This window comes from Chitinophaga barathri (genome assembly GCF_003807585.1).
Taxonomy (GTDB): Bacteria; Bacteroidota; Bacteroidia; order Chitinophagales; family Chitinophagaceae; genus Chitinophaga; species Chitinophaga barathri.
This window is the reverse complement of the sequence record NZ_RMBX01000010.1, coordinates 16,363-39,879: the sequence shown is the minus strand read 5'-3', so window position 1 is coordinate 39,879 and position 23,517 is coordinate 16,363. Positions and strand designations below refer to the sequence as shown.

The following is a 23,517-nucleotide window of genomic DNA, read 5'->3' as shown; positions in this document are numbered from 1 at the left end:
TTATGGTAAGACAATTGTATCCTTATGGATCTTCTCATTGCGGAATTTAAGGAAGCCCGCCGTTTTCCCACCTAATACGGCCTTTATTTCCGCAATGATGGAAATAGCGATCTCTTCCGGGGTTTCAGCCCCTATATCGAGTCCTACAGGGCCATAGACGCGATCCAGCTGTTCGGAGGTGAGGTTAATGCCTTCTGAAGCAAGATCCTGCAGCATCCGGTTCAGTTTGGTTTTTGGGCCCAGCACCCCGATGTATGGCGTTGGCGATGAGGGAAGTGCTTTCAACAGCGCCAGGTCGTACTTATAATTGTGCGTCATCAGGACGAATACGGTTGATTTATCAATGGCCAACCGGCTGATCAATTCTTCAGGCCGCACGGGCAAAACATTTTTCGCTCCCGGAAAACGGGCCGCCTTTGCATGCGTCACCCGGCCGTCTGCCACCGTTACTTCCCAACCCAGCAAAGAAGCTGCTATTACCAACGGCTTCACGTCATTTCCGGCCCCGGCCACGATGAGCGATACCCGTGGAGCCACATATTCCAGCAATACCTCAACCCCATCGCCTTCCGTGGAGATTTTCCTGATGATGGTCCGCCTTTCTTCTATCACCTTTGCAAGGTCGGCGGAAAGATCCACGCCCGAAATCCCTGCACCGTACCCGGCTCCTGCCTTCCAGCAAAGAACGGTGCCTTGCTGCGGTGCCTTGCGGTCCGGCGAATAACAGGTGACCAATGCCGCCTCCCTGCGGTCTTCCATCAGCCGCGACAGTAACGCCAGCGCATTGTCCGGCTTTTCAGTATCGATATATTCGAAAAGGATATGCACGATACCATTACAGCCGAGCTGGACGCCAAATTCGATATCGTCAGGATTGCTGGTATCGTAGGTAATCAGTTTATTTTGCCGTTGGTGTATGGCCAGCAAAGCTTTACGAAGCGCATCCCCCTCCAGGCAGCCTCCGCTGATAGCTCCCGTGAGGCTCCCGTCTTCCGTTACGAGCATGCGCGCTCCCGGCTGACGGTAGGAAGATCCTTCGACCTTAACTACAGTAGCCAGCACAGCCCGCATCTGATCGCGCCGGGCCGTTTCATATGCCTGAATTATTTCCAGAATCTCTTTCATCCTTATATCAGGACAGTTTTGTAAATTTAAATATACCGCCCGATACCTGTGGGCGGCGTTACCAAATCTAACGAATTCCTGACTGGCGAAGTTCCCGTTCTTTTTCAAACCGTAATATTGGTAGGAAAACCAGTAATACATATACAAAAAACCGGGAATTTATTTGGTAACTTACTCTTGTGCGAACAACGGCCTCAATGCTGAAGAATAATCTTTTGCCTTAACAATAATTTTTTCATGATGGAACCATCAAAGTCAACCCAAAGCAGGCGTTCTTTTTTAAAGTCATCTTTATTAGCAGGGGGCGGCCTTATGATCAGTTTCACCTGGCTTTCCAGGGCCGGGCTGGCCAATACGCCTGAGAGCGCGGCACTGCCTGAGCAATGGAATGAATTGACCGGCTATATAAAGATAACACCGGACAATATCATAAAGATCCTCAATCCCAACCCGGAATTTGGCCAGAATGTAATGACCTCACTCCCCATGATTGTAGCGGAAGAACTGGAGGCCGACTGGAAAAAAATAGTGGTGGAAATGGGGCCGCACGACAATGTAAAACTGGGACCGCAATTTACCGGCGGCAGTAATTCAGTGCGGATGTACTGGAAGCCGCTCCGTGAAGCGGGTGCCGCAGCCCGCCAAATGCTGCTGCAGGCGGCAGCTGAAACCTGGGGCGTCCCCATAGAAGAGCTGACTGCCAACGCCGGCACGATCTCCCATGAAAAAAGCGGCAGGTCGGCAACCTATGGCAGCCTGGCGTCAAAAGCCGCCGCTTTGCCTGTCCCCAAAGGAATGACGCTAAAGGCGGCAAAGGATTTTAAGGTTGTACGCAGCTCGCAGAAGAATGTTGAGGGCCTGAAGATCGTTGCCGGTAAACCGCTCTTTGGGTTGGATTATAAACAGGAAGGAATGCTGATCGCGATGATACACCATCCACCGGCATTCGGCATGAAACTGCAATCCTTTGATGCTTCCCAGGCCTTGAACATGCCAGGGATCAGGGACGTCTTCACACTTAAGTTATATGAAGACGGTTTTGAACAAGGCGGGTTCGATACCCGTACTTTCAACGATTTGCTGGTAATAGTAGGCAATACCACCTGGGAAGTAATGAATGCCCGCAAAAAACTGATCGTACAATGGGAAGCGGCAGGCGATACCAAAGATACCATGGGTGGAAGGGGCGCCAAAAGAGAAGTGATTGTACCGGGAGCGCTTGAAAGTACCACTACCCAGTTAGAAAAAATGAAGGAGTACGCCCAAAGACCTGCGCAACAGCTGAGAAAAGACGGCGACCCTGAAACGGCTTTTAAAAACGCAGCCCAGGTGATCGAACGTACCTATAACGGACCATTCCTGGCCCACAACTGCATGGAGCCCATGAATTTCTTCGCGCATGTTACCGATGAAAAAGCTTTGCTGGTAGGTCCCTTGCAGGCACCTGGCTGGACCGAGCCCACATTGGCTAAATTATTAAACTTACCTCCCGACAAGATCGAGATCCAGATGACCCGCATGGGTGGCGGCTTTGGCCGGAGAGCTTATGGGCATTACCTGTCAGAAGCAGCGCTGATCTCCAAAAAAGTAAAAGCACCCATCCACCTGATATACACCCGTGAAGATGACATGACCTATGGCATCTACCGTCCCATGTATACGGCAACATACCGGGCTGCGCTGGATAAAGACAAAAATCTGATCGCGTTTCATGTGAAAGGCGGCGGGATTCCCGAACACGCTATTCATGCCAACAGGTTCCCCGCAGGTGCGGTTGACAATTACCTGGCGGAAGGATGGCAGATACCTTCTAATATCACGATCGGCGCTTTCAGGGCTCCGCGGTCCAACTTCAATGCTGCGGCGGAACAGTCTTTTTTAGATGAACTGGCGGTAGCCATGGGCAAAGATCCCATCGAACTCAGGCTGGAACTGCTGAAAAGAGCCAAAGAAAATCCCGTGGGAAAAAACAACGATTATAACCCGGACCGGTATGCCGGGATATTGAACCTGGTGAAAGAAAAGTCGGGATGGGGCAAACCGGAAAATAAAAAATACAGCCGGGGCGTCGCCGCCTATTTCTGCCATAATTCATATGCCGCACACGTGGTGGATATCGTCATGAAAAATGGAATTCCTTACGTAGAAAGAGTTGTCAGTGCCGTTGACTGCGGCATCGTTATAAATCCGGACGCCGCTGCGAACATGGTGGAAGGCGCCGTTGTGGATGGTATTGGTAACTCATTGTATGGCAGGCTAAGTCATAGAGAAGGGGCTGCAGAACAAAACAACTTTAGCAATTACCGGATGATACGGCACAGTGAAGCGCCGAAAAAAATTGAAGTGCATTTCGTACAAAACGATATTGATCCTACCGGCCTGGGTGAGCCACCTTTCCCGCCTGTATTCGGTGCCGTTGCCAATGCATTATTTAAAGCCACCAACAAAAGGTATTACAGCCAGCCTTTTATTGAACAACTCCCACAACCAGGCAGTACGCTGGATAACAAGAAAAATTTAGGTTAATGCACACTATCAATTACCGAATATGATCAAACTAAATATCAACAAAAAAATATACGAGCTGGACATTGACCCGAATATGCCATTGCTTTGGGCACTCAGGGATGTAATTGGTCTTGTGGGTACGAAATACGGATGTGGCGTGGCGCAATGCGGGGCCTGTGTTGTTCACCTGAACGGTGAAGCCGTCCGGTCGTGCGTTACAAAGGTGAGCAGAGCGGCTGAACAGCAGGTGGTCACCATAGAAGGCCTGTCAGCTGACAATGATCATCCATTGCAAAAAGCATGGCTGGAATTGGATGTTTCGCAATGCGGGTATTGCCAGGCCGGCCAGATCATGTCTGCCGCGGTTTTGCTGAAAGAAAATAAGAACCCGACCGACAAGGATATCGACAACGCTATGGAAGGCAATATTTGCCGTTGTGGCACATACATGAGAATTCATAAGGCAATACACCTTGCAGCTAAGATGCAAAACAAAGGTTCAAAGTAATAAACCGCTACGCAGAATTGTAAAAATCAAAAACAGATGGAAAAAGTACCTGGGAAAAAATTCTTCATTCAACACCCCAAACTCACCATTATTACGATGGTTGTTGTGACAGTATTTGGATTGTCGGCAAGCGGGCTTAGCCGTGAAAATGAGGTGGCTGATGCAAAGAATGACAACATTAGCCAGGCAGATAGAATCGCATCTGTAGCTGCGTTCGAGAAGGTATACAAGGTTTTAATGAGCCCCCGGTGCATGAATTGCCATCCTGCCGGGGATGTTCCGCTCCAGGGAGATGACAGCCATTTACATACCATGTCGCCGGTAAGGGGCCGGGATGGTAAAGGCGTGTATGCTATGAAATGTTCCAATTGCCATCAACCCACCAATACGCCGGGTGTCAATACGCCGCCCGGTAACCCCAAATGGGCGCTTCCCCCCGCCGACATGAAAATGGTTTTCGAAGGAAAATCAGCACGGGAACTTGCCTTGCAAATAATGGACTATAACAGGAACGGCCATAAGAACAAAACACAACTGATAGAACACGCCAGGGATACCCTGGTAAAAGCAGGCTGGAACATGGGCGAAGGCCGTAAACCACCACCAATGCCATATAACGAATTTGTGGCTGCCTGGGATGAGTGGATCAATAAAGGCGGTATTGCGCCCGGCAAATAATGAATGACCGGAATCCGTCATCAACATCCCGGCCTGTACCCTATTCTGCCAACGGCGCAAACAATCTTAGTTCGGAAATTTGCAACTGGATACCCGCTTTTTTCCGGATATCTAATGCTACAAATCTGGCGGTGGTTTTTTCGAAGCTCAGGATAGGCGGAGCCCCTAACATTCCTTTTTGGGTTAACACTATCCTCCATGGTTCTTTTTCACTATTCCGCACTTTAAGCTGTATGGCAAAATAGTGCCCCCATTCTTCTGTTTGCCCGCGCTCAGACAAGGCAAGCCCACTGATCTCCGCAGGTGCTTCCAGTGTAAATTGCAGGGTGGATAATGTATCTTCCTTTTTATCCTGCCATGCCGTTTCTCCTTTATTGTCAAACAATAGCGCCGGCCCGTACAAACTGCCGTTATTGTCCCGGATGCTGGAAGCCTTAACATTGGCGGCGTTTGCCAGATTGAGCTGTCCATCCGTTATAGGCAGGGATAAAGCTGGTTTATCAAGCGTTAACCGTACCACGGTGAAGATGGGTTTTTCTCCTTTTTCACGGTCCGGGAATTGCAAAACCAGGTTGCTGCCTTTAACCTGGTGTTTGAGAAGGCCGCCATCCAGCCTGCCGGCCGCGGTAATATTTGCGCCTGGCAGCGGGAGTACAAGTTTATCACCCACCTTATCGGATACAAATAAATAGACGAATTTTTCCTTGCAGGTAGCGCCTCCCCACTCTCCGTCCCGGTACGGGCCGCCTCTTGTACCATGTATTGCTTCGGCGTTTATTTTCATCCAACCGGCAAATTGCCGCAGGCGTTCGGCATCCGCCGGAAAAAGCTCGCCGGTTTCCATGGGCCCTACATCCAGCAGGTAATTCCCATCTCTTGCAACCGTATATACCAGGTTTCGCAGCAGGTTCCGGAAAGGATAGGCCGGCATCGGCTTATTATACACCCAGCCGCTTGGATTGATGGCTTCGCACGTCTCCCATGGTTTATTCCTGTCGAACGGACCTACCATGTATTCAAAGCTCAGGAAATCTTCTTTCACCGCACCGTGTACTCCCAGCATAGTATTGGGATTGCGGGCATATACCAACCCCGGTACGGTTTCAGATACCTCCTTCCATTTGTCCTGCGGCACAGGTTCGATGCCATCAAACCAAAGCACGGAAACAGGCCCGTAGTTTTCAGTAAGCTCCCCGACCAGGTGCCCGTAGTATTTATTGTATTTATCCTGGTTCGCGCTGAAGTCCGGATGTTTCCAGTCCTTCGGGGAAATTTGCCATCCCAATGCCATGCCGTTCCGCTTACATGCGTCTGAAAACATTTTAGCGACATCTTTTCCATAGGGCGTAGCCATGATATTGTAATCAGTAGCATCCGTTTTAAACATGCAGAACCCGTCATGGTGTTTAGCCACAAAAACCGTGTAACGCATACCGGCATCATAAGCCAGTTTCAGCCATTGGTCAGGATCATATTTGACCGGGTTAAAGGTTGTGTAGAATTTATCATACACTTCGGCAGGCACGCTTCCATGAGGGTTAAAATCACTTTTACGGGCATGGGAATGTGATTGAGGCAACGCTTTGCCCGAAGAAGGTCCCCAGTGAATAAACAACCCGACACGCATGTCCCGCCAGTTGTCAAATGCTTTTATACTATCCCTGCTTTGTGCGCTGCTATTAAAAGTGGCGCCGGCGAGAACGAGGACTAAACAGTAAATGCTTCTGAAACGGGTCAAACACATGGTGGATAGGTTTATTTACAAATATGAACCTTTAAGAAAAGGCTGGTTAATAGCATTTTACCCAAAAATACACTATTATTATCCATACTTTCCTTCTCCCGGCGTGCCTGGTTATTTTAAGCGGCCACATTTCAAATAAACCATGCTTTTAAATTCGTCGGCAAAATTTCCAGGTAACGTTATGCATAACAATATTCCACAGGCAAAGCCCCACTTCGAGGTGTTAGATGGTTTAAGGGGGCTTGCGGCTCTTTCTATCGTGATCTTTCATTTGTATGAGTTCATCATACCGGATTATACTTTAAGCCCTATTGGTCACGGCTATCTCGCGGTTGATTTTTTCTTTTGCCTGTCGGGGTTCGTGATCGGTTATGCCTATGATGAGCGGGCATCGCAAATGGGTATAATGAAGTTCTTCAGGAACCGGTTTATCCGGTTACATCCAATGGTTGTGTGGGGCAGTGTCATTGGTTTGCTCGGATATATTTTCGATCCGTTTACCGGCATAGCCATGGTTGCGGAAGCGGGCTGGGGAAAGATCATTCTTGCCTTTGTAAGTTCGTTGTTCCTGATCCCCTTTCCGCTTCTCCCCGGAAGATTTAACGGGCTCTTCCCGCTTAATACGCCTGCCTGGTCGCTTTTTATGGAGTATATCATCAACATCTTTTATGGTCTGGTGTTGCTGCGCCTCCCTAAGCGCTGGCTGCTGGTGTTTCTTGCAACTTCTGTTGTTTGCCTGATGGCTGTAGCCCGTGAACGGGGATGGATCATTACAGGATGGGATGCCCCGACGTTTTTTGACGGTTTCGCGCGGGTTGGTTTTTCTTTTTTGGCGGGGCTGGTGATCTTCCGTTTCAGACTGATCATACAACACCGTCTCAACTTTTTATTTTTAGCCGCCTTGCTGTTGGGTGTATTCATATTTCCGCATCGTGATAAAGACTGGCTTACCGAAATGTTGCTGGTAATAGTTGTTTTACCGCTGATAGTTTCATTAGGAGCCGGCGCAACCGTGCGGGGCCCGTTAAAACGGTTTTGCACCTTTACCGGGCGGCTTTCCTACCCGCTGTATATGACCCATATATGGGCAATCTGGATCTTTGGCAATTATCTGAATAAAATAAAACCGGACCAGGCAATGATATATTGGGCCGCAACCGGTGTATTTATCGGAAGTTGTTTGCTGGCGTGGCTTGTACTCCGGTTCTATGATGAGCCTGTCAGGGCATGGCTGGCGAAAAAATGGTCAACCCGTGAGTAAACGACCAAACGTTTCATTGTCCAGGTTGCAACTCCCCGCCACCTATATCAGGGCAAGACCGGAAGGCGAATTACAGAAATTCTGCATAGCCGAAGCGTATCAAAAGTATATCAAGAGCATACCAAAAGCATATCAAAAGCATAGTTACCCCCACCCGCTGCCATTCTGATCCTCCTTTTAAGAAAAAATGTCAGCCTTCTTCCCCACGGATTCCATCAAATCCCGTCAAACCCCGTTAAATCCCTTTTTTCCATTGAAACCAGCATAATCTCACAAAATCCATTGAAAGCATCCCGCTGATTTTTACGCAGCGAATTCCCTGTCTAGCTTTGCACTATCGGTACCGAAAACACGGAGTGCGGGAAAGACGTCGCCGGCATTCCGTGTAGCAAAAAGGCAAACGGAACTGGCCTTCGAAACAGTCCCTTCATTACATGAATTTAAAATCTTGATACAATGGCAAAACAAACTGGTGTCTTGCAACTGGAAGGCACAATAGGCAACATCACCTGCTACAAAACCAAAGATGGTTACCTGGCCAGGCAAAAATCAGAATCCAAAGCAGTCAACAATGACCGGACCAAAGAAAACATGTCGGAGTTTGCCCGCGCTGCCAGCGGAGCTAAACTTATCCGGACAACATTTGCAGGTATCCTGAGCGATATCAATGACTTTTACTTTACCCGCAGGCTGAACAGTGAAATGGCCAGGGTAGTAAAAGCAGATATGGGGAACCCGCGTGGATTCAGGAACATCGCAGATGGCGACATCGGGCTGCTGCAAGGATTTGAGGTAAACACGGATATGGCACTCCTGTCTGCACTCAAAGCCCCGTTTGCGGTATCTATCGACCGGGCATCAGGCTTAATGAAGGTGGATTTCCCTTCTTTGATCACTGCTCAGTTGGTCGCGAAACCCGAAGGAGCCAGCCATTTCAGGCTTACCATTGCGGGAGCATCGATCGACTTCACCACAGGCGATCATTTGATGGCTCAAAATGCAGGAGAACATTTGCCGATCAGCAACGAAGGGGTAACCGCGCCATCGCTGGAAGTACAATTACCTCCGGCCGGCACAGCCCCTTTGCTCCTCGCCCTTGGTGTTTCCTTTTACCAGGAGGTGAACGGACAGTTCTATCTCATTGGTAACGGCCTCTACAACGCAGTGGCTTTTGTAGCGGTTTCCGGATCATAACGGACGGACAGGTTTCTCATGTTATCACTTAAAACCATCTGATCATGGGAATCAGGGAGCGATTATTTAAAAGAACACCTCCTTTCTTCCGTAAACTTCGCGCCGCAGGTCTGGTACTTGTGGCGGCAGGCAGCGCGATAAGCACCGTAGATATACCATTACCCGGTATGCTGAAAGAGATCAGCGGCTATCTGATCGTGGCAGGAAGCGTAATGGTGGCGGTTAGCCAGGCGGTAGTGAAAGATGAAGAATAAGGAGCAAAACGCCCCGGCTGGTCCGGGGCGTTTCAGTTTCAGTGAAAATTTTCTTTTCCTGAAATGTATTATTTCTCTTAAATTTAAAAGATCAGCCCCTATCCTACCTTCTAAGCAGCAGTATTTCTTAATCAAAAACCAAAACCGATGAAGAACCCGGACAATGCGGGGTATGCTGGCCTTTTTGCCAGGATAGACCAAATTCAGCCCCACCCCGAAGATTTAAAAAAGGAGATTATCGAAAGAAGCTGTATCGAACAATTTAAGAAGAATGATCTGATGGTTAAGCCCGGTGACACATCCCGGCATTGTTATTTTATCATCGACGGTTTTGTGAGGCTCTATCATGACCACAAACGTAAAGAGGTAACCACCTGGTTCCTGCACAAAGGTGATTTTATGATCCAGCTGAACGGCTACTATTTTAACCAGGAGAGCCCGGAGTATCTTCAGGCATCTGAAGATACCACCTGTATCAAACTTCATATCGACGATCAGACGTGGCTTTGCGAAAAGTACCCGTTATTTTTTCATACCTACGCCACCCTTACCCAGCTCTATTACTTTCAGCTCACGCAGCGGGATGCCTGGAAAGCCTATAAGGCAAAAGAAAAATACAGGAAGCTGCTGGAAGAATATCCTTATATCATTCAATTGGCACAGTGCGCTCACATCGCTTCCTACCTGGGTATTTCCGAATTCCACTATAGCAAAATAAAAAACCACCGCTTGTAGTTGTCAATTGACAAAAAAGTCGCAAATAAGGCAGCTGGATTATTTTTCTTGTCAATTGACAAACCGCTTATTTCAGGGGCTTCGTAGTTTTGCTAAATCAAAATTATCTGCAAAATGAAGCTGAAGTATCAATCTTTCTTTCAGTATAATAAAAACAAACGTCCCCGGAAATGATACCCGGCCGCGTAGTGATATATGTGCGTGATGTGATCAACATTACCGGCCGTAGCGAAAGCGGCGCCAGGGCGCTTTTGCAAAAAATCAGGAAAGCACTGGGAAAGAAACCGGATCAATGCATCACTATCAATGAGTTCTGCGAATATTCAGGAATAGCCGAAAAAATAGTAAGAGAATTCATGAAAAACTAGTTGATCACCTACTTTAAATCCATCTTTATGTTTTTAAATCCTTTTGCGAACATCGAACGGATCATTCAATCCGAATTGCCGGATAAGTGCAGGTCCTGCCCCTCTCCGCCGGAAGGTTATCAGGCAGCTATATCGGAATTATTTACGAAAGAAGCCAAAAACATCTTTCACAAGCTAAATAATCTCAGAATTGAAAGCTCTAACCGGGAAGAAACTGAATGGATGGTCCAGTCCTGCCAGGATAAGATAGACAACCTGATGGCTACAATGGGTATGATCCTTGACGAACTGGGCCTTACCCTGAATAACAGGGTAATACCGGGCAGCTGGCATGAATGTATCATGGAGACAATATTTTACCTGGAGGAGATGATGAACGGACTGCTAAGAAGACATCCGGACCTCTTTGATCTTGAACAGCCCATGTCCGATATCATGGAAGCGCTTTTTGTAAAAAAGACCAGCAAAAAGATATGTGGGGAGCTAGCGCTTCTTCCGGAAGGTTCCGCGCGCGACAAAGCTTATAGAATGCTGTTGTTGCCGTTTGAAGAACCAATAGGTTGCTTTTGTTATTTCCACGTCTTTTATTTCGAACAGCTGATCAAAAAAACAACGGATATCCTGAAGCAGGACGCAGAAGATGAGGAACAGGCCCGGCAGATCCTGGTACTTCTCTGGAAGGCGAATTTTAATCACCCCTCACATATAGACTTCCGCTGGAAAACATATGCTGCCCGCCTGGGGAAAAGCCGCGGCAAAGAGCGCGTAAAGAAATGCCTGGAACTTAGGAAAGAACTGCGTCTTTATAAACCACTCAGGGGCGCTCACCTTTATTTCCTCGATCCTTCACTGAGCCAGGAATCCGGGAACTGGCTGAATGCTGAACTTGAGTACACCAGGGCATTAATGGTTGCCGAAGCCATTGTTGCGGTGGCCCCTTTGCTGAATTCAAAATAAAGACCAGGCTTTCCCTCCGGCAACTTGCCGGCGTATTATGCAGCTTGTATCAAATTAATGCCCCTAAAAAGTAAAGTATACTTCTATCAGGATCATTGGGACCTCAACTTTTTCAGGGAATTAGGTGTTATTCTCTTATTTATTGCTTGTCTCCCCTCCTAAGTAGTCCCTTTTAGCGCCTCGTCATGTAAGCAATGCATATTCTCCGATACGGATAGAATGTGCAGGAAAAGTCATTACAATTATAAAATATGAATAACGCGTTAATTATTATCGCTTTCTTAGCCCTGGTCCTTGGAAAGGCTGCTATGATGTTCTCAAAAACAATCAAAGAAAATATGGTGATTAAAGCGAGTATGCTGTTCGTTCTGGCGGCATGGCTTTTTCAATCCGCCTGCGCGCCCAAGACCGTAAAGGAGACTGAAGAAAGGGCCGGGCTCATACTTCCCGACCGGAGGCCCGGTGAGTTTAAAGGCAAAATCGCTGAAACCTACAAGGATTCGAAACCGGATTTCCCCAAGACCCGTAAAGCCCCAAAGGATGCACCAAACGTTGTTATTATTTTACTCGATGATGTGGGCTTCGGGGCCACTTCCACTTTTGGCGGCCCCATCCCTACGCCAGCCCTTGAAAAGCTGGCGAAGGCAGGACTGAAGTTTAATCAGTGGCATACAACGGCGCTTTGCTCCCCTACCCGCGCAGCTTTGCTTACCGGGCGTAACCACCATGAAGCAGGCTTTGGGGTGATCTCCGAAATAGCAACAGGCTACCCCGGGTATTCCGGGGTCATTCCGGATAATTCCGCCACCATCGGCACCATCCTGCGTGACAATGGTTACAACACCGCATGGTTCGGCAAAAATCACAACACGCCGGACTATGAAACCAGCCAGTCAGGCCCGTTCGTCCAGTGGCCGAACAATATGGGTTTTGAATACTTTTATGGATTTAACGGCGGTGATACACACCAATGGGCGCCCGCGCTCTTTGAAAATACGCTTCCCGTTGAGCCGCCGGTAGACGATCCGAACTACCACCTGATGACCGATATGACGGATCGCTCCATTGCCTGGATGCGTATGCAGCAATCCATAGCACCGGGGAAACCGTTCTTTTTATATTTCGCGCCCGGCGCCACCCATGCGCCACACCATGCGCCCAAAGCCTGGGCTGATAAGTTCAAAGGCCAGTTCGATCAGGGCTGGAATAAAGTAAGCGAAGAAACATTCAACCGCATGAAAAAGGCCGGGATCATACCAGTGGAAGCGCAGTATAATCCCATTCCCGAAGAAGTGGGCGTATGGGATCAGCTGGAGCCCGACCGGAAAAAAGTATACGCCCGGATGATGGAAGTATATGCGGGTTTTCTTGCGTACGCCGATTTCGAAACAGGGCGCCTGCTCGACGCCATTGATGAACTTGGCATCCGTGAAAATACACTGGTCATCTATGGCGTTGGCGACAACGGCGCTAGCGCTGAGGGCGGATTCAGCGGCACGCTCAACGAGATTGCGGCTGACTTCAACAGTTACAGGCCGGACGTGATAAAAGACGCACTGAAACGGTTTGATGAGATCGGAGGGCCAACAACGTACAACCATTATCCCGTAGGCTGGGCAATGGCGATGAACGCTCCCCTGAAGTACGCCAAGCGCCTGGCATCGCATTTCGGCGGCACCCGTAACGGGTTGGTTATTTCCTGGCCCAAACGGATAAAGGACACCGGCACTTTACGCAGCCAGTTCCATCACTGCATTGATATTGTTCCTACAATCCTTGAAGCTGCGGGGCTACCGCAACCTGAAATGGTTAACGGCGTAAAACAGGAGCCCATGACCGGGGTAAGCATGATATATACATTTGATGATAAGAATGTAAAAAGTAAACGCACGACACAGTACTTCGAAATAGGTTCGAGCCGTGCCATTTATCACGAAGGCTGGATGGCCGCAACTACACATGGCGGTAACCCCTGGTCTGATAAAGAATTAAGCGGGCCATTTGATCAGGACACCTGGGAATTATACGATCTGACAAAAGACTTCACGGAGCATGTGGATGTTTCAAAACAATATCCTGAAAAGGTAAAAGAACTGAAAGAGTTGTTTATGTCAGAAGCAAAAAAACACAACGTCCTGCCACTGGATGATCGCGGGGCGGCCCGTTTCAGTGCGCAGCTTTCCGGCCGCCCGCTCGGTGCGATCGAAGGTTTGACCAAACTTACCTATTATCCAGGCATGAAACGCCTTCCTGAAGGCAGCGCGCCGGATGTAAAAAATCGCTCTTTTACCATCACAGCGGAGATTGAAATGCCTGCGAAGGGAGGCGATGGTGTCATAATCACCCAGGGCGGCCTGTTCGCGGGCTGGGTATTGATGATAAAAGACCGAAAACCTCAATTTGTTTATAACTGGCTCCAGGAACAACTCACGCCGATAATTGGAAAATCAACGCTGGCGCCTGGCAAACACGTACTTCGTTTTGAGTTTGCATATGACGGTGGCGGCCGGGGCAAAGGCGGAAAAGGCGTATTGCTGGCAGATGATCAGCCGGTGGGCGAAGCCCGCATAGAAAAGACAGTACCCAACCGTTTTTCACTCGACGAAACGCTCGATGTTGGTGAAGATACCGGTACGCCTGTAAGCCGTGATTATAAAGTACCTTTCAGGTTTACCGGTGAGTTGAAAAAGGTTGTAATTGAACTGAAGTAACCCCAAATCAGCTTTCGGCACTGGCATAACCCTGATTGGACAGCTCCGTATAAAACGGAAGATACAGCAGAAAGCCTGTAAGTGCCAGCACAGCCGCATGTCCATAATCAAAATTCATTTTTGTACATGACCTTTCCATCCAGGCCATACAACTCTACTCTATCCACTTCACATAACCCGTTTGAAATAAAACCAAGCCCGGACAGGTATTTGGTATCCGTAGCATACCGTGTTGAAAAAACTTCTTTATCATTTATCTTCACAACGGCTACTTTATTTTTTACTGTTATTTCTATATCAGTCCACTGGCTCACGTCAAAAGTTATGGGAGATAAATCATTATCGCTTCCTTTCTTTAATTGTTCTCCGAATATGATGAATGCCTCATGCGCGCATCCTTTTGTTGTACATCTCATATTCATAAAACCCCGTTGGCAATAGAGCTCTATTTCAATATACGGGCATAAGCTATTTCTTACCTGCTGCATTCGTACCCTGGTTTTGTATTGAAAGTTATCGGCGTGGATATCCATATGGCCAGGGAAGTATACGTAATGATACCGTTTGTCTTTGCCGGCTTCTATATTATTTTCCTGTAATTGTTGTATGCTCAGGCCGAGGCTGCCATTATTATTGAAAGCATCCGCTTTAATATACTGAGTGGTGTAATGGGCGATATTGTCAATTGCATAAAAAAACCAGCGGTCTGTAGGAATACTTACATCTAATGTCTTTATGGCAGAGTCATTAGCGATGAGTTTCGCAATATGATAACCGGGTTCGTAGTATATGTCTGTTACCGTGTAGCTGTTTTTGTAAATTTTTATCCTGCGATTTTCATCCCAGGATTGCTGGATAAAAAAACTATCGGCCTGCACTTCATCAATATTATAGTTAAAAACCACAGAATTCGGAATATCGTTCGCGGTGTTCTTCCGGAATGAAAAAGATGCCTTTTCCCCATTGCTCACACTTCCTTTTGTTGAATGGAAAAAATAAAAGCTTCCCAGAATGATGATGACGAGCGGTATGGATAAATATTTTATGCTAAACCTCTTTCCTCGTTTTTCTGCTGACTTCTTTTCGGGCCCGTCTTCGATTTTGCTGGCCTTAAAATCCTGCCAGGTCTTATAATCATAGTAATTGGCGATCGCATTTAAGGTGGCTATTTGCGGCAAACGGGCAAATTCACCCTGAGCAAGCCGTTTTACGGTAGTCCCACTTATCAGGATGCCGGATTTTTGTTGTAGCTGCTCGGCGATATGATCAAAGTCACGTTGGGTCATCCTGGAAAGATTACTATATCCATTTTTATTAAATATCTCTATTACGCTGACTTTTACTAATGCTTGTTCGTTCATAAAAAAATCTTAACGCGGTCAAAATTGCCCTCTACCTTATCAAGCGGGTCAAAATCTCCGAATGCGCTTATTTATTCAGTTTTGGAGGCTTTTGCTGAGTTTTTGGTGAGGGATTTTTATGTCACGTGATTTACTTGCATAGAATTTCAATGGCTTAATGTGAAGCTGAGGATGAAAAATGGGCAAATAACTCCGGAGGTGTCTAAAACTAACAATTTAATATGAATAAACAAGCTTCAATTTCGAGGTTTTTGCGGGCGCTAACGATAGCGGTTTTGAGCCTTTATGGGAACGGTTTGCCGACAGTTGCGCAGGTCGCGACACCCGCCTGGAGCTCGCCGGCATCGACGATAGTGACATCCGAAGAAAAGGAGTTTCAGAACGGCAACGTTCATCTTTGTGGTACGCTTTATCTGCCGGGCGGCCCGAAACCCGTTCCCTGCGTTATTGTATTTCATTCCGCCTCATCAGCGACGCAGGATCTTCCACTCTATCAACATTTAAAAGAACTGCTGCCCGCTCTTGGTTATGCAGTGTTTATCTATGACAGGCGTGGCAGCGGCAAATCGGCCGGCAAACGCGCCGGTGCTGATTTTAATACGCTGGCTGATGACGGGCTGGCCGCATTACGGATGCTTGCCGCCGACAAGCGGATCAACGCGCGAAAAATCGGTTTCTGGGGATTGAGCCAGGGAGGCTGGCTTTCAGTGCTCGCCGCATCCCGCTCACGGCAGGTGGCTTTCGCCATATCCATATCCGCTCCCCTGACAGCGCCGGATGTGCAAATGAATTTTGCTGTAGGAAATATCCTGCGCGTTAAAGGTTTCCGCGACGAAGATATCGGGGCGGCAATCAGAACACGAATAGCTGTTGACGATTTTATGCGTGGGAAAGGGGATCGCCTCGCTGTCGAACGGATGTTGGCCGATGCCGTTAAAAAACCATGGTTTAAATACTGCTATATTTCCCCAATGCTGGACGATCCCGTTCATTCTCAGTGGGCGAAGGAGATTGCGCTCGATCCGATCGCAACGCTTGAGAGGGTCAGTTGCCCCGTGCTCATATTATTTGGAGCAAACGATCCCTGGGTGCCGGTCAAAATTTCGACAGCGCTTCTCGGCAAAATGGCTGACAAAAAAGCAAATCTGACCTATGCGGTTATTGCCGGAGCAAATCACGAGATGGCAACCAACGTAGCCGCCGGGCAAGAACTGAACCCTTCCAATGCGACCGCGTTTGCACCAGATTCCCCATCATACTTCGGTCTTTTGGCAAAATGGCTGAGTATGCCCGGCCAGCGTCCAACCCTTCACTGAAGGGGATATTTATTGGTTTTTGGGGGCTTTTGCCGGGTTTTTGACAAGGAATTCTTATGCTCCGTAGTTTACTTGCATAACGTTTTCAAATCACCAAATCAAAACAGTAAAAAATATCATATGAATACATATATGAACCTGGGCCGCATATTTTTTGCAATTGGAATAGCAGGAATAGGCGTGCTGCATTTTTTCTACCCGGGAATCAGGCCGATCATCATACCGGAATTAAAAAACATTCTCTCCAATTTGTCTTTTATCGCTTATTTCATCGGTGTGCTGCTTATTGGCGCCGGCTTTTTAATTGCCATTGGTAAAAAATATAGTAGCCTCTCATTGTTGATGGGGATCCTGTTTTTTTTACTGTTCCTGTTCGGTCATCTGCCCACGTTTTTATCAGCAGGATCTTTTAATAGTTATTGGGTGAATATTAATAAAATGTTAGCACTGTCCGGAGGATTTCTGGTAGTCTCAACGATTGACCCGCCCAAACCTGGGAATAGATTCATGGAGCTGGTTGTGAAAACAGGTTCTTTGGGCAAGTATCTATTTGCGATCATGTTATACAATTTCGGAGTTGGTCATTTTAATAATTTGCAAGGGGTGAGCAATTTAGTGCCAAAGTATATTCCTTTTCCGCAATTCTGGACTTTCCTGGGCGGCGTTGCGCTGATGGGGTCGGCAATCAGTATTTTTAGCAACTATAAAGTAAAATTGATCCTGCTGTTACTGGGGTTAAATTTATTTATCTGGTTATTATTGTTACATCTTTATTACGCTATTCGTTTTCCGGATTGGCAGGAAGGTGAAAATTTTATTGGTGTTCTGAGCTGTTTATGTTTTTGTGGTACTGCGTTGATCATATCACAAACAGCATCAAAAAGAATGCAGTAAAATCCGAACCTTTTAATGTAGCAGCTATCATTGTTTCAATTGAAGTAAATTTATGGCAAAAAAAATTATGAAAACGCTGGCAACCAAAGTGAATGCAGAAGAAGAAAAACGGCTGATCCTGCTTACGCTTAATGACTATCTTCAAGGGCGTCCGGTAATTGATATCGAAAGACTCCGGGGAGCGTTTCATCCTGATGCATACATCAGGACTATCATAGAAGGAAAGTTAGTTCAGTGGACGCTTTCGCAATATCTGGACCTGGTTGCCAAGGCAACAATACAGGAATGCCAACCCGAACTCCTTTCATATACCTGGGATGGAAACACCGGGGCTGCCCACGTACAATTGACTTTTGCCACCTTTCGATTCATTGATCGGTTTAACCTGGTAAAGTTAGACGGGAAATGGCAGATCATGGATAAGATCTCTTATCAGGAGGAATTATAGTGAGCGGTCGTTATAATTTAATTCATCCAACGCATCCGGATTGAATGATGTACTTCTGTAAACTAAGTCGCTATAAAAGTATTGTGATTAGAAACACCCGTGGAGTTAATTATGAAAATCAGCGGACATAAAAGCTTGCGGGACTTTTACCGATACATCCGCATTACACCGGAGGAAGCAGGGCGTAAGATTATTAAACCCATACAAATAAAATAGGCGATCATGGCCACAGAACTTATTTTTTTCTTTTTAAGCGTTTGGAAAATAAAGAATGACCACTTAAATTGTACATTGTAATTCCGGGAAGCCGATTTGTGACCCATACTTAGTGATAAACAATATGACTATCAATACCAGGTTCCCTTGATCTAATAAATTATTTCAGATGCGTAATCCCTATATCCACGCTGCTTGGCTTATTGTAAGTGCTTGGATGACCTTTCATAGTGCGGATGCCATTGCGCAGAACGCCCCCAATACCAGCGCGCGTCCCGGTGCTACGGCAGCCACCTTGCCAACATCTTACACCAATCCTACACTGAATTATATCCGGACCTGGGAGCCTAGTATGCCCACCACGGACCCCGCAGTGGTAATAGCCACGGCCCGGACGGTGAAAGAAATAAAACAGACGACGCAATACTTTGACGGGCTGGGCCGCCCGATCCAGCAGGTATCCAAAGGCATGAGCGGCGGCACTACGGTGGAAGCCACCGGGGGCAAAGACCTGGTGAGTATGCAGGTATACGACGCCTTTGGCCGGGAAACACTGCAATACCTTCCTTACGTCAAGCAGAGCGGTAACTATACCGACGGGACCTTTAAAACCACCCCTTTCGCCGATCAGGCCGGTTTTTACCAGAACGCCACGCTGAACCCCGGTGCACAGAATGAATCCATCTATTACAGCCGGACCGATTTTGAAGCCTCTCCCCTTAACCGCGTACTGCGCAGTTATGCACCCGGCAACAGTTGGGCTTTTGAAGGCGGCAACCGGCCGGTCAGCCAGCAATACCTGGTAAATGCTGTCACGGACACCGTGCGGATCTGGGATATGGCCACGGGGGGCACGATCCCTACCAGTGCGGCGGGCCGCGTTTACGGGGCGGGACAGCTATACAAAAATATTGCACAGGATGAAGCAGGCAACCAGGTAGTGGAATACAAGGATAAAGAAGGCCAGGTGGTGCTAAAAAAGGTACAATTGGCCACCACGCCGGGGACAGCTCATGTCGGCTGGCTGTGTACCTATTACGTATACGACGATCTCGGTAACCTTCGTTTTGTGATCCCCCCGCGGGCAGTGGAGGCGATCAACAGCAGTTGGGTGATCAGCCCGGTTATTGCTACCGATTTGTGTTTCCAATACCAATACGACGGGCGCCGGCGGCTGATTGAAAAACGGATTCCCGGCGCCGGGCCTGTGCAGATGGTTTACGATATCCGGGACCGGCTTGTTTTTACACAAGATTCTGTGCAACGGGCTAAATCTCCCACGAAAGAATGGCTGGTCACGTTTTATGATGGGCAAAACCGCCCTGTGATGACGGCGCTTTACCCCTCCAATTCCACGCGCGCGCAGCTACAGACGGCGATGGACGGCGCAACAGCCAGCAGCCCCCTGAATTATACCGCCCCCGGCACGGCGGACCTGGTGGTGGGCAACCGGCAGGCGGGACTTACGAGTTATAAGGCGACCAACAGTATCCTTTTCCAGGCAGGTTTTGACAGCGAAACAGCCGCCGAGTTCGTGGCTGAGATCGATCCTTCTTTGCAGGGGCTGACCACCCAGGTAACGGTAACCAACCCGCTGCCCAATATTACCGGGTATCAGCCGCTGACCTATACTTTTTACGATAAATACGACTATACCGGCAGCCATAGCCTGCAAACGGCGGATCTTTCCAAACCCCAGGCGGGTACCAATCCCTATGCGGAGGCGGCCACAGCGGCCAGCACCATGACCCAGGGGCTGATCACGGGCACGCGGGTGCGGGTGCTGGGCACTGCGGACCAATGGCTGACAACGACCCTGCATTATGATAATAAAGGGCGGGTGATACAAACCATCAGCGACAACACCGGCGGGGGAAAAGATATCGCCACCAGCCTGTATGATTTTAACGGCAAGGTGCTGAGCAGCTATCTTCGCCACACCAACCCGCGCAGCGGAGCCACGCCGCAAACCACCATGTTGACGATGAACCAGTATGACGCTGCCGGGCGGCTGCGGGCGGTGAAGAAAAAACTCAACGACAATGCCACCCTGGAAAGAACGGTAGCCACGATGGACTATGACGAACTGGGGCAGCTGAAAGAAAAGCGGCTGGGCGTAACGGGCGCCAGCGAACAGCTGGAAAAACTGGCCTTTGAATACAATATCCGTGGCTGGCTGAAGGGAATCAATAAAGCCTTTGTCACCACCCCCGCCAGCACGACCAACTGGTTCGGCCAGGAGATGAGCTATGACTACGGTTTTGCCGTCAACCAGTACAATGGCAATATTGGAGGCATCAAATGGAAAAGCGGGGGTGATTACATCCAGCGGGCCCACGGGTTCGGATACGATAAAGCCAACCGCCTGACGTATGCGGACTTCAACCAGCAGAACAGCAGCACTACCACCTGGCAAAAGAACCTGGTGGACTTCAGCGTGAGCAACCTGGCGTACGATGCCAACGGCAATATCCTGTCCATGACGCAAAAAGGGCTCAAAGCGGGTGCCAATGCCACCATAGACCAGCTGAGTTATGCCTATTATGCCAACAGCAACCGGCTGCGGTATGTGCGGGACAACGTCAATGACATCACCGGTACCTTGGGGGATTTTAAAGAACCAACAGCCAACAATAGTTCCAACCAGGGCGACCCCACCACGGACTTCGACTACAGCTACGATGTGAACGGCAATCTGACAGCGGATAAAAACAAAGAAATCACCGGCATCGTCTATAATCACCTGAACCTTCCGCAAACGATTACCATCACGGGCAAAGGCAGCATTGCCTACCAATACGATGCGGCGGGAATCAAGCTGAAAAAGACGGTAACGGACAACACAGCCAACCCGGCCAAAGTGACCACCACGGACTACATGGCCGGGGGCATGGTATATGAAAACGATACCCTGCAACTGCTGGGACACGAGGAAGGCCGTATCCGGACCGTATTCGAGTCCGGCCAGCCGTTGCAATATGAATATGATTATTTCGTAAAGGATCACCTGGGCAACGTCCGGGTGGTGCTGACGGAACAGGACGACTTCTCCATGTACATGGCCAGCATGGAAACGGAAAGTGCGGCGAAGGAAAACGCTTTGTTCAGCAATATAGATGCCTCCCGGGCCTCCAAACCAGCCGGTTACCCGGAAGATGCGACCACGGAACAGAACAGCTTCGTGGCTAAACTGAACGGGCAGCAGCCTGACAAAAAGATCGGTCCGAGCCTGGTGCTGAAAGTGATGACGGGGGATACGATCCAGGTTGGCGCCCGGGCCTTTTACAAATCGGGCCCTGTATTAAAGAACAAAAACGCGGTACCGCAGGATATGCTGGGCGCGCTGATCAGCGTCTTTGGCAATGGCGGTAATGCAGGAGAGCCCGGCCACGGCGCAACTGCCGCAGCTGTGAACAACACACCTTTTAACAACGATTTTAACGATACTTACCAGCGGCTGAAAGAAAAGAACAAGGATGCTTCCGACCCGCAGCGCCCGAAAGCCTACCTGAATTTTGTGCTGTTCGATGAACAGTTTAACTTGGTGGAAGACAACAGCGGGGTCAAACAGGTACAGGCCACACCGGATGAACTGCAAACATTGGCGCAGGATAAGATGGTGATGAAGAAGAGCGGTTTCCTGTATGTGTACACGAGCAATGAAAGCCCGCAGGATGTGTATTTTGACAATGTGATGGTGCTGGCCCTTCCCGGTCCGATGCTGGAGGAGACGCATTATTATCCATTTGGGTTGACGATGGCGGGGATCAGCACGAGCGCCACCTATAACAAACTCAGGAACAAGTACCGGTACAATGGAAAAGAGTTACAGAATAAAGAGTTCAGCAATGGTGGAGGCTTGGAGTGGTATGACTACGGAGCGAGGATGATGGACCCACAGATTGGAAGGTGGCATGTTGGTGACCCAATGGTGGATAAATCGCCAGAGATGAGTACTTATTCTTATGTACGCAATAACCCTATTTCCAAAATAGATCCAGATGGAAATACAGATTACGACGTCGTTATCAAGACTTCTAAAGATCCAAAATCAGGAGCGTTAGTTAGAACCGCTAATGTAAATGTTGTCTATAATGTAATAAATCTCTCCCGAAAAGATATTTATAATACTGGACAGATCGCAGGTGGAGAGTATAACAGTTCGACATTTAGCAGAACGCTTCAATTTGCGAAAGGAGAAGCCGGGCTTAAAGAGGGGCTTTCCGTTACTGTAAATGTAAATATCACATACAAGTTAGTTAATGATATCAACAAGGTAAATAATAATGAAAATGTACTATTGTTAGTGAATGATGTCGTTGGTGAAGGTGATCAAGGGAATAACCTCATCGGGCTTGCGGAACTACCCGGTCAAACGGCTGCAATAGAAGGAGATAAAGCTGGTAATAAGTCATTGGTACATCATGAAATGGGACACAATTTTGGACTTGAACATGTAGACCAACAAGGCAATTTAATGAGTTCCACTCCTAAAACTACCAATTTAACAACTAAGCAACTTAAACAGATTTTTTCTGCTTTAGCTGGCATGAAAGATGGAACATTCCATATGGGTGGCAGAAATGCAAAAGCAGAAACTAAATCTTTTGTTGAAAATCGTAACATAGAATATGATGAAAATAAAGCAAAAAAGGCGGGGTTCTAAGTCTCTGGTAATAATATTTTGCCTGTGTTGTATTGGCTGTGTTAAGAAGTCAAATAAATTCAGCCGATTGAATATGGGGTTCTTTTCAATTTTAGCGGATACCAATTCTTTCAAACCATTGGAGAATAGACTTGTCAATAAAAATCATGGCTTCCTGTTAATGAACGGTTCAGATACAATTTATTATAACTTCGGTTATGATGTGGATAATCTTTCAGAGATGGATAAAAAGATTATTTTTTATCCGGGCGATGTATCCGACATGTGGAACATTATTGATTCCACATTGATCAACAAAGAAGATGTGGTCTTTGTAAATAAACCGAATTATGATATCGATGAGCTGAGAACGCAAAATGTAAGGTTTATTCAAGTTTCCGGTTTTCGAGTAAAAATTACATTTCCAAGGGAAATAAATAAAGGTGGATTGACTGGTGTTTATATAGATAGTGTAAAGAAAACAGAAGGTGGGCGTTTAAAGTTTAATCTATATGCAAAAGACTTGGATAGTATGCAGAATGAGGAGTTGTTGAATGCTATACAAACACTTCAATTTCACTGATGTATTTACGC

General features: G+C 47.7%; 18 protein-coding genes. 15 read left to right on the top strand and 3 right to left on the bottom strand.

Annotation, left to right across the window (positions count from 1 at the left end):
• Complete coding sequence (locus EG028_RS17940) at positions 1-1,125, bottom strand: XdhC family protein (RefSeq protein WP_120516008.1); 1,125 nt, start codon at positions 1,123-1,125, stop codon at positions 1-3.
• Positions 1,126-1,437: 312 nt separating this feature from the next.
• Here EG028_RS17940 and EG028_RS17935 point away from each other — a divergent pair, with 312 nt between their 5' ends.
• From EG028_RS17935 to EG028_RS17925, 3 genes are read left to right on the top strand one after another with little or no spacing between them, the layout of a single operon-like run.
• Positions 1,438-3,651 carry a xanthine dehydrogenase family protein molybdopterin-binding subunit gene (locus EG028_RS17935; RefSeq protein WP_241559074.1) on the top strand — a complete coding sequence of 738 codons (2,214 nt, stop codon included), beginning with the start codon at positions 1,438-1,440 and terminating at the stop codon, positions 3,649-3,651.
• Between the two features lie 22 nt (positions 3,652-3,673).
• Positions 3,674-4,141 (top strand): (2Fe-2S)-binding protein, encoded by a 468-nt coding sequence (locus EG028_RS17930; RefSeq protein ID WP_120515717.1) that lies wholly within the window; start codon positions 3,674-3,676, stop codon positions 4,139-4,141.
• Positions 4,142-4,177: 36 nt separating this feature from the next.
• Positions 4,178-4,819 (top strand): cytochrome c family protein, encoded by a 642-nt coding sequence (locus tag EG028_RS17925; RefSeq protein WP_206614399.1) that lies wholly within the window; start codon positions 4,178-4,180, stop codon positions 4,817-4,819.
• A gap of 40 nt (positions 4,820-4,859) precedes the next feature.
• Here EG028_RS17925 and EG028_RS17920 read toward each other — a convergent pair whose 3' ends face one another.
• Complete coding sequence (locus tag EG028_RS17920) at positions 4,860-6,563, bottom strand: alpha-L-fucosidase (protein WP_120515716.1); 1,704 nt, start codon at positions 6,561-6,563, stop codon at positions 4,860-4,862.
• Between the two features lie 181 nt (positions 6,564-6,744).
• On the opposite strand from EG028_RS17920, the gene EG028_RS17915 reads away from it, so the two are divergent.
• From EG028_RS17915 to EG028_RS17885, 7 genes are all read left to right on the top strand, one after another.
• The gene (locus EG028_RS17915) at positions 6,745-7,824 is read left to right on the top strand and encodes an acyltransferase family protein (protein WP_120516006.1); all 1,080 of its coding nucleotides are present in this window, start codon (positions 6,745-6,747) and stop codon (positions 7,822-7,824) included.
• A gap of 456 nt (positions 7,825-8,280) precedes the next feature.
• Positions 8,281-9,018, top strand: coding sequence for a hypothetical protein (locus EG028_RS17910; protein WP_123864709.1), 738 nt, complete (start codon positions 8,281-8,283; stop codon positions 9,016-9,018).
• 44 nt (positions 9,019-9,062) lie between these two features.
• Complete coding sequence (locus EG028_RS17905; protein WP_120515714.1) at positions 9,063-9,272, top strand: hypothetical protein; 210 nt, start codon at positions 9,063-9,065, stop codon at positions 9,270-9,272.
• Positions 9,273-9,419: 147 nt separating this feature from the next.
• Positions 9,420-10,007 (top strand): Crp/Fnr family transcriptional regulator, encoded by a 588-nt coding sequence (locus EG028_RS17900; RefSeq protein WP_120515713.1) that lies wholly within the window; start codon positions 9,420-9,422, stop codon positions 10,005-10,007.
• Between the two features lie 170 nt (positions 10,008-10,177).
• Positions 10,178-10,375, top strand: coding sequence for a hypothetical protein (locus EG028_RS17895; protein ID WP_120515712.1), 198 nt, complete (start codon positions 10,178-10,180; stop codon positions 10,373-10,375).
• A gap of 27 nt (positions 10,376-10,402) precedes the next feature.
• Positions 10,403-11,332 (top strand): hypothetical protein, encoded by a 930-nt coding sequence (locus EG028_RS17890; protein WP_123864708.1) that lies wholly within the window; start codon positions 10,403-10,405, stop codon positions 11,330-11,332.
• 338 nt (positions 11,333-11,670) lie between these two features.
• Complete coding sequence (locus tag EG028_RS17885; protein ID WP_120516005.1) at positions 11,671-14,043, top strand: arylsulfatase; 2,373 nt, start codon at positions 11,671-11,673, stop codon at positions 14,041-14,043.
• Positions 14,044-14,150: 107 nt separating this feature from the next.
• Here EG028_RS17885 and EG028_RS17880 read toward each other — a convergent pair whose 3' ends face one another.
• Positions 14,151-15,404 (bottom strand): hypothetical protein, encoded by a 1,254-nt coding sequence (locus EG028_RS17880; protein ID WP_120515710.1) that lies wholly within the window; start codon positions 15,402-15,404, stop codon positions 14,151-14,153.
• A gap of 221 nt (positions 15,405-15,625) precedes the next feature.
• Between EG028_RS17880 and EG028_RS17875 the strand changes: the two genes are divergently transcribed.
• The 5 genes from EG028_RS17875 to EG028_RS17855 all read left to right on the top strand — a co-directional run bounded on the left by EG028_RS17875 (position 15,626) and on the right by EG028_RS17855 (position 23,506).
• Positions 15,626-16,720, top strand: coding sequence for an alpha/beta hydrolase family protein (locus EG028_RS17875; protein ID WP_120515709.1), 1,095 nt, complete (start codon positions 15,626-15,628; stop codon positions 16,718-16,720).
• A 120-nt stretch (positions 16,721-16,840) separates the two neighbouring features.
• Positions 16,841-17,614 (top strand): DoxX family protein, encoded by a 774-nt coding sequence (locus EG028_RS17870; RefSeq protein WP_120515708.1) that lies wholly within the window; start codon positions 16,841-16,843, stop codon positions 17,612-17,614.
• 52 nt (positions 17,615-17,666) lie between these two features.
• A complete protein-coding gene (locus tag EG028_RS17865; protein WP_120515707.1) occupies positions 17,667-18,062 on the top strand; it encodes a nuclear transport factor 2 family protein in 396 nt (131 codons plus the stop codon).
• Positions 18,063-18,495: 433 nt separating this feature from the next.
• Positions 18,496-22,944: a DUF6443 domain-containing protein gene (locus EG028_RS17860; RefSeq protein ID WP_206614398.1), complete on the top strand. Its 4,449-nt coding sequence runs from the start codon at positions 18,496-18,498 to the stop codon at positions 22,942-22,944.
• Positions 22,910-23,506 carry a hypothetical protein gene (locus EG028_RS17855; protein ID WP_120515706.1) on the top strand — a complete coding sequence of 199 codons (597 nt, stop codon included), beginning with the start codon at positions 22,910-22,912 and terminating at the stop codon, positions 23,504-23,506. Before EG028_RS17860 ends, EG028_RS17855 begins: the two co-directional genes overlap by 35 nt.
• The last annotated feature ends 11 nt before the right edge of the window (positions 23,507-23,517 follow it).

Bases quoted from the DNA above. Each gene is read 5' to 3' on its own strand.
- EG028_RS17885 (WP_120516005.1), top strand. From the start codon at position 11,671: ATGGTGATTAAAGCGAGTATGCTGTTCGTTCTGGCGGCATGGCTTTTT.
- EG028_RS17925 (WP_206614399.1), top strand. From the start codon at position 4,178: ATGGAAAAAGTACCTGGGAAAAAATTCTTCATTCAACACCCCAAACTC.
- EG028_RS17920 (WP_120515716.1), bottom strand. From the start codon at position 6,563: ATGTGTTTGACCCGTTTCAGAAGCATTTACTGTTTAGTCCTCGTTCTC.
- EG028_RS17915 (WP_120516006.1), top strand. From the start codon at position 6,745: ATGCATAACAATATTCCACAGGCAAAGCCCCACTTCGAGGTGTTAGAT.
- EG028_RS17940 (WP_120516008.1), bottom strand. From the start codon at position 1,125: ATGAAAGAGATTCTGGAAATAATTCAGGCATATGAAACGGCCCGGCGC.
- EG028_RS17875 (WP_120515709.1), top strand. From the start codon at position 15,626: ATGAATAAACAAGCTTCAATTTCGAGGTTTTTGCGGGCGCTAACGATA.
- EG028_RS17890 (WP_123864708.1), top strand. From the start codon at position 10,403: ATGTTTTTAAATCCTTTTGCGAACATCGAACGGATCATTCAATCCGAA.
- EG028_RS17865 (WP_120515707.1), top strand. From the start codon at position 17,667: ATGGCAAAAAAAATTATGAAAACGCTGGCAACCAAAGTGAATGCAGAA.
- EG028_RS17905 (WP_120515714.1), top strand. From the start codon at position 9,063: ATGGGAATCAGGGAGCGATTATTTAAAAGAACACCTCCTTTCTTCCGT.
- EG028_RS17870 (WP_120515708.1), top strand. From the start codon at position 16,841: ATGAATACATATATGAACCTGGGCCGCATATTTTTTGCAATTGGAATA.
- EG028_RS17930 (WP_120515717.1), top strand. From the start codon at position 3,674: ATGATCAAACTAAATATCAACAAAAAAATATACGAGCTGGACATTGAC.
- EG028_RS17900 (WP_120515713.1), top strand. From the start codon at position 9,420: ATGAAGAACCCGGACAATGCGGGGTATGCTGGCCTTTTTGCCAGGATA.
- EG028_RS17860 (WP_206614398.1), top strand. From the start codon at position 18,496: ATGACCTTTCATAGTGCGGATGCCATTGCGCAGAACGCCCCCAATACC.
- EG028_RS17895 (WP_120515712.1), top strand. From the start codon at position 10,178: ATGATACCCGGCCGCGTAGTGATATATGTGCGTGATGTGATCAACATT.
- EG028_RS17855 (WP_120515706.1), top strand. From the start codon at position 22,910: ATGATGAAAATAAAGCAAAAAAGGCGGGGTTCTAAGTCTCTGGTAATA.
- EG028_RS17935 (WP_241559074.1), top strand. From the start codon at position 1,438: ATGATCAGTTTCACCTGGCTTTCCAGGGCCGGGCTGGCCAATACGCCT.
- EG028_RS17910 (WP_123864709.1), top strand. From the start codon at position 8,281: ATGGCAAAACAAACTGGTGTCTTGCAACTGGAAGGCACAATAGGCAAC.
- EG028_RS17880 (WP_120515710.1), bottom strand. From the start codon at position 15,404: ATGAACGAACAAGCATTAGTAAAAGTCAGCGTAATAGAGATATTTAAT.